Origin of the sequence: Colwellia sp. (assembly GCF_013215345.1) — a bacterium.
Taxonomy (GTDB): domain Bacteria; phylum Pseudomonadota; class Gammaproteobacteria; order Enterobacterales; family Alteromonadaceae; genus Colwellia.
Genome location: NZ_JABSOV010000072.1, coordinates 1 through 12,555 on the forward strand (window position 1 = coordinate 1; position 12,555 = coordinate 12,555).

Annotated in this window: 12 protein-coding genes; 4 read left to right on the forward strand and 8 right to left on the reverse strand. The window is 38.3% G+C overall.

All coding sequences use genetic code 11. The annotated features are described in order from the left end of the window. On the forward strand, nucleotides 1–393 hold a 393-nt coding region (locus HRT50_RS11945; RefSeq protein WP_291614725.1), incomplete at its 5' end, for a phosphoribosylaminoimidazolesuccinocarboxamide synthase. A 74-nt stretch (nucleotides 394–467) separates the two neighbouring features. On the opposite strand, the gene HRT50_RS11950 is transcribed toward HRT50_RS11945, so the two are convergent. Further along, a complete protein-coding gene (locus HRT50_RS11950; protein WP_291614727.1) occupies nucleotides 468–1,349 on the reverse strand; it encodes a hypothetical protein in 882 nt (293 codons plus the stop codon). Between the two features lie 321 nt (nucleotides 1,350–1,670). Then, a complete protein-coding gene (locus HRT50_RS11955) occupies nucleotides 1,671–2,705 on the reverse strand; it encodes a Glu/Leu/Phe/Val dehydrogenase dimerization domain-containing protein (RefSeq protein WP_291614730.1) in 1,035 nt (344 codons plus the stop codon). A 230-nt stretch (nucleotides 2,706–2,935) separates the two neighbouring features. Here HRT50_RS11955 and HRT50_RS11960 point away from each other — a divergent pair, with 230 nt between their 5' ends. Then, nucleotides 2,936–3,343, forward strand: a complete 408-nt coding sequence (locus tag HRT50_RS11960; protein WP_291614732.1) for a DUF4826 family protein — start codon at nucleotides 2,936–2,938, stop codon at nucleotides 3,341–3,343. 7 nt (nucleotides 3,344–3,350) lie between these two features. Here the strand turns inward: HRT50_RS11960 and HRT50_RS11965 are convergent, their stop codons facing one another. The 6 genes from HRT50_RS11965 to HRT50_RS11990 form a co-directional block, all read right to left on the reverse strand. Continuing rightward, nucleotides 3,351–3,824 carry an N-acetyltransferase gene (locus tag HRT50_RS11965; protein ID WP_291614733.1) on the reverse strand — a complete coding sequence of 158 codons (474 nt, stop codon included), beginning with the start codon at nucleotides 3,822–3,824 and terminating at the stop codon, nucleotides 3,351–3,353. Between the two features lie 228 nt (nucleotides 3,825–4,052). Continuing rightward, entirely contained in the window at nucleotides 4,053–5,423 is a 1,371-nt protein-coding gene (purB, locus tag HRT50_RS11970; protein ID WP_291614735.1) for an adenylosuccinate lyase, read from the reverse strand. Between the two features lie 111 nt (nucleotides 5,424–5,534). Continuing rightward, a complete protein-coding gene (gene hflD, locus HRT50_RS11975; RefSeq protein WP_291614737.1) occupies nucleotides 5,535–6,161 on the reverse strand; it encodes a high frequency lysogenization protein HflD in 627 nt (208 codons plus the stop codon). Between the two features lie 60 nt (nucleotides 6,162–6,221). Continuing rightward, the gene (gene mnmA, locus HRT50_RS11980) at nucleotides 6,222–7,364 is read right to left on the reverse strand and encodes a tRNA 2-thiouridine(34) synthase MnmA (RefSeq protein WP_291614739.1); all 1,143 of its coding nucleotides are present in this window, start codon (nucleotides 7,362–7,364) and stop codon (nucleotides 6,222–6,224) included. Between the two features lie 112 nt (nucleotides 7,365–7,476). Beyond that, nucleotides 7,477–7,986: an NUDIX hydrolase gene (locus HRT50_RS11985; protein ID WP_291614741.1), complete on the reverse strand. Its 510-nt coding sequence runs from the start codon at nucleotides 7,984–7,986 to the stop codon at nucleotides 7,477–7,479. Further along, nucleotides 7,976–8,581, reverse strand: a complete 606-nt coding sequence (locus HRT50_RS11990) for a pseudouridine synthase (protein WP_291614743.1) — start codon at nucleotides 8,579–8,581, stop codon at nucleotides 7,976–7,978. The genes HRT50_RS11985 and HRT50_RS11990 overlap by 11 nt, the downstream gene beginning before the upstream one ends. A 180-nt stretch (nucleotides 8,582–8,761) precedes the next feature. Here HRT50_RS11990 and HRT50_RS11995 point away from each other — a divergent pair, with 180 nt between their 5' ends. Both HRT50_RS11995 and icd read left to right on the forward strand, forming a co-directional pair. Continuing rightward, nucleotides 8,762–10,993: an NADP-dependent isocitrate dehydrogenase gene (locus tag HRT50_RS11995; protein ID WP_291614745.1), complete on the forward strand. Its 2,232-nt coding sequence runs from the start codon at nucleotides 8,762–8,764 to the stop codon at nucleotides 10,991–10,993. 259 nt (nucleotides 10,994–11,252) lie between these two features. After that, nucleotides 11,253–12,503: an NADP-dependent isocitrate dehydrogenase gene (gene icd, locus HRT50_RS12000; protein WP_291614747.1), complete on the forward strand. Its 1,251-nt coding sequence runs from the start codon at nucleotides 11,253–11,255 to the stop codon at nucleotides 12,501–12,503. Nucleotides 12,504–12,555: the final 52 nt, after the last annotated feature.

Consider the following 12,555-nt stretch of genomic DNA (forward strand, 5'->3'; position numbering starts at 1 on the left):
GTTGATACTAAGTTTGAGTTTGGTTATGTAAAAGATACAGCAGGTAATGACAAACTAATTTATATGGATGAAGTGGGCACACCAGACTCCTCTCGTATATGGGATGGTGAGCAATACCGCGCTGGAAATGTAGTCGAAAACTCAAAAGAAGGTTTCCGTCAGTTGTTGTTAAATCACTTTCCAGATGCTGATATTTTACTTAATAAAGACCGGATGGATGAGCGTGAAGCATTAGCACGTGATAATAAGCTACCTTTGTCAGTACTCATGGATGTTTCAAAGACTTATATCAGTATTGCTGAAAAAATCACCGGTGATAAAATTGTATTATCTGATAATCCAAAAGCAGAAATTATTACTATCTTGCGTGAGCAATACCAGCTAATCGATTAGCACTCTTTAGCTTTTGATTTCTTAGCTTTTTTAGTTCGTAGTAAAATATAACCCAGCAATTTGCTGGGTTTTTGCTATTTATTTTCAGGTGAATTATCACTTGGCCAAGATAAGCCAAACTTTGCTAGCTCGGTTAACTCCGCCTGCTTATTATTAGGGTTTGTTAACTTGATCACTCTTGATTTTTTAAATTTAGTGAGTGGAAAAGCATATTGGGTTAATTGATGGTTTTGCATGTAATCATCATAGGCGCCAGAGTCATAAAGGCGCTGTAAGCCTAAGATTAATCTTTTGGCTAACTGTTTATTATTATTTTTAACAAAGAAATGCATGGTAAGTGGGTATTGAATAATTAAGTCTTGGTAAAAGATAAGATTTGGAAAGCTGTTTTGCACTACGGCCAATTCAGCTTTACCTTCAAAAATACTTAAGGGTAAATAATCACACCGATTTAACGCTACCATGTGTAACATAGCATCAAAGTAACCTACACGGGCAACAGCAAGTCCAGCATGCTCTAACACATCAGCATCAGGCCAGTGTAGCCCCTGACAAGCAATTAATTTGCGTAAGTCTTTGACGGAATGAATAGCGGAGAATTTATTTTTGTCTTGCTGGCGGATTATCATACCGCGCCAACCTAAACCACCGCGAAATAAAGGAAAAGGTATTTTATGAACTTCAGACTCACGAGTATCTGAATTCCCAGCCCAGACCACATCATAAAATGCGCCTAATGCTAGCAGTTTTAACATTCGCTCTTGCCCAGGGAAGGGTACAGTTTGTAAAACAGCGAAACCATATTCATCTGCTGTTTCGATTAAGACCAGGCGTAGTAAGCCAATAAAATAATCGTGACTGGCATCATCAGGCTTTTGTTTTCCTGCTGTTGTCACCGTTGTTACGGCAAAACAATCGACTGCAATAAGCAACAACAAAATAATCAAAGCTTTCATTGCTATTCCCTATGAGTATGGTTGTAGCAATTATAGTGTAGCCTCGGCAATTTTGTTGGTTACTTGCATGCAGCTTGGTAACTAACCTCAGCTCTGGATAAGCAAAGTTACTCAATAAGTTATTTTAACGCCTATCTTCGTTAGTTCTGCTACCAATAGCCAGCTATTGGGTACACATAACCGCCTTGATATACACTAAACTATCAATATTGAGTGATATAAATAGACTAATATTTTTTATTGGTATTGCAACCAATTGATATTAATAGTTACTTTGCAAGTATCAAACATTCATTAACCAGAGTTGAGGTTAACTAGGTGTTACTTACCACCATTTTTAATGATTGCACGGGCCATTTCATCAGCGATAATACCAGTAGGTCTATTTTGAGTATCAGCCTTAGTGTAAATATCTAATAGGGTATGATAAATTTCTTCGACTTTTAGCGTTGATTTTTTAGCATCGTAGTTATTTTCAAATGATACATTGATGATACCGCCAGCATTAATAACATAATCGGGCGCATATAATATGCCACGGTCTACTAATGCTTGGTCATGGCGAGGCTCAGCTAGTTGATTATTAGCACAACCTGCAACGATTACAGCTTTCAATCGCGATATAGTTTCATCATTGATGGTGGCACCTAATGCACAAGGCGCATAAATATCAACATCTTGATCATAAATTTCATCTAAACCGACAACCTTAGCATCAAACTCAGTAGCCGCTATATCTAAGGCCGCTTGATTGATATCGGTGATAACAAGCTTTGCCCCAGCTTTATGTAAGTGCTCACATAAAAGATAGCCGACACTGCCTAGGCCTTGAATGGCCACTTTAAGACCGGTTAAATCATCACGATTAAGTTTATGTTTGACCGAGGCTTTGATACCTAAAAAAGTTCCAAGGGCGGTAAAAGGCGCAGGGTTACCACTTTTACCTTCAGTACCGGTGACAAACGGGGTGACACTATTAGCAATAGCAATATCACTGGTGGTGATATTGACATCTTCAGCGCTTAAGTAGCGGCCATTTAGACGATTTAATGCTTCACCAAAGGCTTTAAAAAGCGCTTCAGATTTAAGTGTTTTAGCATCACCAATAATAACTGATTTACCACCGCCCATAGATAAACCCGCTAAAGCATTTTTATAGGTCATGCCTTTAGATAGGCGTAATACATCAACGAGAGCTTCTTCATCACTGGCATAATCCCACATTCTACAGCCGCCTACCGCAGCACCCAGTTTGGTACTGTGCACGGCAATAATTGCTTTTAGTCCACTTGCAGCATCACTGCAATACACTACTTGTTCGTGATCGTCAAAATCAGGTAAATCAAATAAAGCCATCGTTATCTCTCCATTTTTTCTTGCTAGAAAAGGCAATTTAAATGTGTTGTAATGTTGTGAAGGAACGATAGCACCTAGAAAATAGCCAAGCTAGTCACGGAAAAATTAAGAATTTAATATTAGGGTGCAAGCTGTAAGCGAAAAGATACAACTTGCCCAAAATTAATGACAAACTTAGCGCTGCTATAAATGACTAACCCAAGATAAATTAGAATTATTAGAGAGTTAAAATGACCAAAGCAGTACAGATGACAGAAGAGCAACAACAGCAGTGGATAAAAGAGCAATATCAAAGTGCCACTAAATATTTAGCGGAAAAAGGCATTGTTACAAATAGTGTTACAGTCGAAGATAGTCGCTATTTAGTGCCTCTGTTGGCGTTATGGAAATTAACATCACTGGATGGTAAAAAGTTTTGGGTATTATGTGGTGATTTACCTAGCGATCACAGCAGTGTTGAGGTAGCTCCGAATGCTCGTGATGCCTTGAGACACTTTTCGCTAAAATGGCAGATGCAAGCAGAAAACCTGTTACAAGCAAAAAATGCCGAGCAACATGATTTTGCTCAGTTATTAATTGGCCGTGCCGATGGTTTGTATAAACTTTATGAAGATGAATCTTTGTGGGAAGCTAAATAAGAATAAGTTAATGACTTAGGTAGTACTTAGCCTTTTCTACATGGCAAGCTGTCTTAGTTATCGTGCATGCCATACGTTGCTTTGGCATGCCAGCCACCATATAAACTGAGCCAATGGGGTAAAAGTCATGTTGAGTAAAGTAATCTACTTTATCTAACGGACTGGAAATAAAAACTTCCTTGAGCATGAGTTTACGTGCGATACCAAATAAGCCCTGCATAATAAAGCTATCAATTTTTTTACTTCTATAGCCCATAACCACGGCAATACGGCTTATTTCCCCTTGTGGAGATATACGGCCTGTAGCAATAGGCTCTTGGTTGTTATCGTCACATACTAGCATGTGATAAGCGGTACGATCACCTTGATCAAATTCAATTTTTCTAGGAATGCGTCTTTCACAGACAAATACTTTTTCACGAATATTTTTTAGTAGTGGCGCAGCTTGTTGCCATTTTACTTGGCTAATACTGTAAGACATTTATTTGACCCAATATAACTAGAAAAGGTGTAAACCTGAAGTACATTCAGACTAGTTAATAACTGCGGCTATTGTCAATACAGATGTGTCTTTTTTTGTTTTTTATTTTCGATTTTATTAATCAGGGGATAGAGCAATATTCTTTCGTACATAAGCTCGGAAAATAGATATAAAAAAAGAAGGCATAGTGCCTTCTTTTTTTAGGTTGTCATTAAATGATAAAACTGATTATTTTAGTTCATCAATAAACGAAACTGCACGGCCAATATAGCTAGCAGGAGTCATTTCACATAATTGTGCTTTAGCATGGTCTGGTAATTCAAGGGTCATAATAAACGCACGCATTGAATCACCGTTAACACGCTTACCACGGGTTAATTCTTTTAATTTTTCGTATGGCTTTTCTATGCCGTAACGACGCATAACTGTTTGAACTGGCTCTGCTAGCACTTCCCAGTTACTGTCTAATTCTGCCGCTAAGTTTGCTTCGTTAACTTGTAACTTGCTAATACCTTTTAACGTTGCGCCGTAAGCGATTATTGCATGGGCAAAACCAACACCTAAGTTACGTAAAACGGTCGAGTCAGTTAAGTCACGTTGCCAGCGAGAAATAGGTAATTTCTGTGCTAAGTGAGAGAATAGGGCGTTAGCAATACCTAAGTTACCTTCTGAGTTTTCAAAATCAATCGGGTTAACTTTATGTGGCATAGTTGATGAACCAATTTCACCAGCAATGGTTTTTTGCTTGAAATGACCCATAGCAATGTAACCCCAAATATCACGATCAAAATCGATTAATATGGTATTAAAACGTGCTATGGCATCAAATAGCTCAGCAATATAGTCATGTGGTTCAATTTGCGTGGTAAACGGATTGAATGATAAACCTAATGAAGTAACAAATTCATTCGCGTATTCGTGCCAATCAACCTCTGGGTAAGCACTAAGGTGAGCATTGTAGTTACCTACAGCGCCGTTAATTTTACCTAATAGTTCAACTTTAGCTATTTGTTCACGTTGACGTTGTAAACGTACATACACGTTAGCCATTTCTTTACCTAAGGTACTAGGTGAAGCTGGTTGTCCGTGAGTACGACACATCATAGGAATAGTTTTGTATTCAATGGCAAGCGCTTTGATAGCCGCTAAAATCTTGTCCATCTCTGGCAATAATACTTGCTCACGACAGTCATTTAACATTAAACCATGAGATAAGTTGTTGATGTCTTCAGAGGTACAAGCAAAGTGAATAAATTCAGTTACTGCGTGTAATTCAGCGTTATCGGCAATTTTATCTTTTAAGAAATACTCAACCGCTTTAACGTCATGGTTAGTTGTTGCTTCAATTTTTTTAATGCTTAAAGCATCAGCTTCGCTGAAGTCAGTAACAATTGCATCTAAAGCTGCATTTGCTTGCGCTGAAAATGCTGGAACTTCCGCAATAGCACTTGTTTCGGCAAGTTTTTGTAACCAACGTACTTCTACCGTAACACGGTATTTAATTAAGCCAAATTCACTAAAGATTGGGCGTAATGATTTTACTTTGCTGCCATAACGACCATCGACTGGTGATATAGCACTTAATGCTGAAAGTTCCATAATGTTTTCCTAGGTTATATGTAGGTTATATTAATATTCTCTGTAACTTACCGGTGAAGTGACAGAGCTAAATAGTGCTTAAGTTGTTATTAAGTTCTTATAAAATGTTTACTAAATTCTGTTGAGTAATGATTTAGCCGTATCGACTATTTTTTTGCGACTAAACAATATATGACGTCTTTTACCGCCTACTTGTCGCCATAATACCGCAGCACGTATGCCTGCTAATAATAACGCTCTTATTTTATATTGATTTATATTCTGCTTTAAAATACTTGGTTCGCCAGTCACCTGAATTTTATGACCTAATGGGCTAATGATATCGCTGTAAATACTGGCGAAACTGGCAATTAATGTCTCGCTTGTTATTGCGTAATGTTCACGTTGTCGCTCGGTTGCGTTGATACGCTCACCCAATGCATTGAGTTGTTGAGGTTGTTTAGCAAGGCGTCTTTCTAAGTTAATTAAACTAATGATATAGCGGGTAAACTCAGGATCTTTTTGTTTGCTTGAGCTTGCTGTATCACTACCTAAATGGCTGACTAACAGTTCTAGACCTTTTTTAATATTACTGAGTTTACCGCCGTAAACCGCTAAGGTATTTTCTGGCGATGTTTCTATAATACTCTGTAATAACACACTGAATTCTTCATCAGTGATATGGCCCGAACGTGATACTTGTTGTACTTGGTAAGCAACTTGGCAAATAACGGCAAAGGTAATCGTTTGGTCTTTCATTTTCTCTCTAGCTTTTGGCTTATATTGGCTTAGACGATGTTAACTGTTAATTGTTAACAACTAACGAATGAGGGTATCAATAATACCGCCACCTAAACAGACATCACCTTGATAAAATACTACTGATTGTCCAGGAGTAACTGAGCTTTGTGCTTCGTTAAAATCAATTTGGTATTCTTGTTTATCACTACTTATACTTGCGTCATTAGATAAAGGCGTTACCGTACAAGCCACATCTTCTTGGCGATAACGGGTTTTAACCGTGCATTGAATGCTGTTAGCTAATGCTTTTCTATCAACCCAATGTAATTGATTGGCAATTAAACCTTTAGAGAAAAGGCGAGGGTGGTTGTGACCTTGGCCAACAATTAAGACATTACGTAATAAATCTTTTTCAACCACGTACCAAGGCGCTTCACCGGCATCAGCTAAACCGCCGATGCGTAAGCCTTTTCGTTGACCTAAGGTGTGATACATAAGACCATCGTGATGGCCTACGGCAACACCTTCGGCTGATTCAATAATGCCTGGCTTGGCAGGTAAGTATTGACCGAGAAAGTCTTTGAACTTACGTTCACCAATAAAACAAATGCCAGTACTGTCTTTTTTATTATGAGTTACTAGACCTGCTTTTTCGGCGATAGCGCGTACTTCAGGCTTTTCAATATGACCGACAGGAAATAAGGTTTGAGATAATTGCTTTTGGTCTAGAGTGTAAAGAAAGTAACTTTGGTCTTTATTATTATCAAGACCTCGTATCATCTGCCAAGCATCATCACGAAACTCACGTTGCACATAATGTCCTGTGGCAATGTAATCAGCACCTAGGTCTTCACAGGCAAACTCTAAAAAAGCTTTGAACTTAATTTCTTTATTACACATGATATCGGGATTAGGGGTACGTCCAGCTTTATATTCCTCAAGGAAATACTCAAAAACATTGTCCCAATATTCGGTAGCAAAATTGATAGTGTGTAATTTAATACCTAGTTTGTCACAAATAGCCTGGGCATCTTCTAAGTCCTGGGCAGCAGCACAATACTCTTCAGTATCATCTTCTTCCCAGTTTTTCATAAACAAACCTTCTACTTGATAACCTTGCTCTTTTAGCAAGTAAGCAGAAACTGAAGAGTCGACACCACCGGACATACCAACAATGACTTTGGTTTGTTCTGGGGCTTTATTTTTTGAGGCAGTTAACATGTTTGTTTGACCAATAGACTTTAAAAATTAAGTGCATTAATTAATTGCACTAAGTATTTACACTGAAATTAGAAGCGCAAAATTATAACACGCACGACTAGCAGGATATAGATTAAAGATTAGATTTTAGCTGTGATAAGGAGATTTTATTACCCGCTAAGTAATCTTCAATGCACTCCAGCACCATGGAGCTGCGCAATTGCTGACCTTTTGCTTTTATTTGCTCCAGGGTAAACCAATGGGTGGCCATTATTTCACTGTCTTGAGGTTGGCCGGTCAGCCACTGTTCTAATTCGATGACAAAACAAAAACGTAAAAAATACAGCTGTAGATCGGGTCGATGAAAATAATAAATGCCACATAGGTAATCTGGCTCTAAGTTTAAGCCCGTTTCTTCGAGTACTTCTCGTTTTATTGCCGTAGTGAGACTCTCATTTTCTTCTAAGTGCCCAGCAGGCTGATTAAAAACCACTTGGTTATTATCTAATTCTTCAACAAATAAGAACTTACCTTGGTGATGAATAACAGCAGCAACGGTGGTGTTGGGCTTAAACTGCGTTGCGCCGTGATCGTTTCTATCATGCTCATTTATGACAGGTGAAGTATTGGACTTATTGCTCAACTTTATATTCTCCATTAGCAATATTATCTAAGGTCCAATTGCCGATGCGATATCTAATGAGGCGCAAGGTAGGAAAACCAATATTTGCTGTCATGCGTCTAACTTGCCTATTACGGCCTTCTGTTATGGTAATTTCCAGCCAAGTGGTTGCAATACTGGCACGTTCTCTTATTGGCGGAATACGCGGCCAAACTTTAGGCTCAAGCATTATTGCAACTTTAGCGGGTTTAGTCATACCGTCTTTTAATTCTACGCCTTGGCGTAACTTCGCTAAATCTAACTCTGTAGGAGCGCCTTCAACTTGCACCCAATAGGTTTTCTCAGTTTTTTTAACCGGATTGGCTATTTGATGTTGTAATTTACCGTCATTGGTTAACAGCAATAAGCCTTCACTGTCTCTATCAAGTCGTCCCGCCGCATAGACATCAGGTATAGTAATAAAGTCTTTTAATGTACGGCGATTATTCTCATCAGTAAATTGGCATAAAACATCGAAAGGTTTATTGAAGAGGACGATTTTTCGCTCTCCCTTTACTGGTCGTACCTTTAGAGTTGAATTGGCCTTATGTCTTGAATAGCCTTTGTTGTGCGTCATTATTGCGGTAAATTCCCTTAAAAAAATTGAATGGCTTTTTTCTTGGCTATATTAATACGCTTTGAATTACTATACTATGCGCGCGAAAAATAAATTTTTAGCTTGAGTGAATTATAATTAATTTTTATTGAATTTTTATGCGAACACTCAAGCATTTAGCTAATTAATGTAGGAATCTCAATGCGCACTGATAACTCAAAAATCATTTATACTATTACCGATGAAGCACCTGCCTTAGCAACGTATTCTTTATTGCCAATTATTCAAGCTTATACAGCTTCTTCAGGCATTAATGTTGAAACACGTGATATTTCATTAGCGGCTCGTATCTTAGCTAACTTTCCAAAATACCTAACACAAGAGCAACGCGTTGATGATGCATTGACTGAGTTAGGTGAATTAGCGAAAACGCCAGAAGCAAATATTATTAAATTGCCAAATGTTTCAGCGTCTATTCCACAATTAGAAGCGGCTATTAAAGAATTACAAGCAAAAGGTTATGATTTACCTAATTACCCTGCTGAACCACAAAATGAAGCTGAACAGTCTATTAAGTTAACTTACGCGAAAGTATTAGGCTCAGCGGTTAACCCGGTATTACGTGAAGGTAACTCTGACCGTCGTGCTCCAGCCTCTGTTAAGCAATACGTACGTAATAACCCTCATTCAATGGGTGCTTGGTCTAAGGAATCTAAATCTCATGTTGCTCATATGGCATCAGGTGATTTTTATGGTAGCGAAAAATCAGTAACTATTGATGGCGCAACCAAGGTCAATATTGAATTTGTTGCTCAAGACGGTGATGTAACGTTATTAAAATCAAAGTTACCTTTACTTGATAAAGAAATTATTGATACTGCAGTGATGAGTAAATCCGCCTTGGTAGAATTCTTTGAAACTGAAATCAATAAAGCCAAAGAAGAAGATGTCTTATTATCATTGCACTTAAAAGCAACCATGATGAAAGTTTCAGATCCAATCATGTTTGGTCACGCAGTGAAAGTGTTCTATAAAGATGTATTTGCTAAGCATGCTGCTACTTTTGAACAATTAGGTGTAGACGCGGATAACGGTATTGGTGATGTATACGCTAAAATCGCCCGTTTACCTGCGGAGCAAAAAGCAGAAATTGAAGCAGACTTACAAGCGGTTTATGCTACTCGCCCTGAAATGGCTATGGTTGATTCAGATAAAGGCATTACCAACTTACATGTGCCAAGTGATGTCATCATTGATGCGTCAATGCCAGCAGCACTTCGTGCTTCAGGTATGATGTGGGGACCAGATGGTAAGCAAAAAGATACTAAATTTATGATCCCTGATCGTAATTATGCGGGTGTATTCTCAGCGGTAGTAGATTTTTGTCGTGAAAACGGTGCTTTCGATCCAACGACAATGGGTACAGTACCTAATGTTGGTTTAATGGCACAAAAAGCCGAGGAATATGGCTCACACGATAAAACTTTCACCATGTCAGGTGCTGGTGTTGTTCGTGTTGTTAATGATAATGGCGAAACACTGCTTGAACAAGATGTTGCCGAAGGTGATATTTTTAGAATGTGTCAGGTTAAAGATGCACCTATTCAAGATTGGGTAAAATTAGCGGTAACTCGTGCGAAAGCAACTGGAACTCCTACGGTATTTTGGTTAGATGAAAATCGTGGCCATGATGCGCAAATGATCATAAAAGTTAATACTTACTTAGCTGATCACGATACTAGCGGTTTAGATATTCAAATCCTTGAACCGGTAAAAGCTTGTGAGTATACCCTTGCCCGTGTTGCTAAAGGTGAAGATGCTATTTCAGTTACCGGTAATGTTTTACGTGATTACTTAACTGACTTATTTCCAATTTTAGAGCTTGGTACTAGTGCTAAAATGCTTTCAATTGTACCACTAATGAATGGTGGTGGTTTATTTGAAACGGGCGCTGGTGGCTCTGCACCTAAGCATGTTCAACAGTTTGAAAAAGAAAACCATTTACGTTGGGATTCTTTAGGTGAGTTTTTAGCACTTGCTGCCTCACTAGAACATGTTGCGGTATCTACAGGTAATGCTAAAGCTCAAATATTAGCTGATACCTTAGATGCAGCTACAGGCAAGTTCTTAGATACTAATAAATCTCCGTCACGTAAAGTGGGTGAATTAGATAACCGTGGTAGTCACTTTTATCTTGCAATGTACTGGGCTCAAGCACTAGCAGAGCAAACAAAAGATAGTGAGCTTAAAGAAAACTTTACTGGTGTAGCGCAAGCACTAACTAAGCAAGAAGAAAAAATCATTGCTGAATTAAATGCTGCTCAAGGGCCTGCTATTGACCTTAATGGTTATTACTTTGCTGAGACTCAGCTTGTAGAAAAAGCAATGCGTCCTAGCGAAACATTAAATACTATTTTATCAGCGTTACTTTAAGCTAACTAATTGCTTTAAATGAAAAACAGCTAGTAAAAGTGCTATTCAATAGCGCTGTATTAATCAAAAGCTAAGTAGAGATACTTAGCTTTTTTTTTGCTTTGTGGGATGAGTCAATTCTTATTAGACTTTAGTCTAAGTGTTATTTATTCATTTTAGTGATATTCAATATCACTAAATAGTGATTAGTGCCTTGTGCTTTTTTGAATTAGTTTAGTAGAGCAACTTTTCTATACTTGTTTAATGTGGAGCTCGTCCTATGACTAATCAAATCATCATTCCCACTACTGGCGATAAAATTACTTTTATTGACGGTAAATTATCAGTACCCAATAATCCGATAATCCCTTTCATCGAAGGTGATGGTATAGGTGTAGATGTTACACCTCCTATGCTTAAAGTTGTTAATGCTGCTGTTGCTAAGGCGTATGCTGGCGATAGAAAAATTGTCTGGCTGGAAGTATATGCAGGTGAAAAAGCGACTAAAATGTATGATAGTGAAACTTGGCTACCGGAAGAGACATTAAATATTCTTCAAGAATATAAAGTCTCTATCAAAGGGCCACTGACAACACCCGTAGGTGGCGGTATGAGCTCCTTGAATGTTGCTATAAGACAAATGCTTGACCTTTATGTATGTCAACGTCCAGTGCAATGGTTTACTGGTGTACCAAGCCCAGTAAAAAGACCTGCTGAAGTCGATATGGTTATCTTTAGAGAAAACACTGAAGATATTTATGCTGGCATTGAGTATCAAGCAGGTAGTGATAAAGCTAAAGCCATGATTAAGTTTCTAACTGAAGAAATGGGCGCAAGTAATATCCGCTTTACCGACAATTGTGGTATCGGTATAAAACCGGTATCAAAAGAAGGAAGTCAACGCTTGGTTAGACAAGCGATTCAATACGCAATTGATAATGATAAAGACTCGGTAACTCTGGTTCACAAAGGTAATATTATGAAGTTTACCGAGGGGGCTTTTAAAGAGTGGGGGTATGAACTGGCTCGAGATGAATTTGGTGCTAGTTTGATTGATGGTGGGCCTTGGTGCACGCTCAAAAACCCTAATACCGGTAAAGAAATCATTATTAAAGATGTTATTGCCGATGCTATGTTACAACAAATCTTATTACGTCCGGCTGAGTATAGTGTTATTGCCACCTTAAACTTAAATGGCGACTATTTATCTGATGCGCTTGCAGCACAAGTTGGCGGTATTGGAATAGCGCCAGGAGCAAATTTAGGTGATGAAGTTGCTGTGTTTGAAGCCACTCATGGCACAGCACCAAAATATGCCGGTAAAAACAAGGTAAACCCAGGTTCTGTGATTCTTTCTGCAGAAATGATGTTAAGACATATGGGTTGGCTTGAAGCCGCTGATTTGCTTCTTAAAGGGATGTCTGGAGCAATCAAAGCGAAAACAGTAACATATGATTTTGAGAGACTTATGGATGATGCTACCTTAGTTTCTTGTTCAGCGTTTGGTGATTGTATTATTGAACATATGTAGCCGAGGGATTTAGAAGAATAAAAAACACAGCCCAAGCTGTGTTTTTTTTATA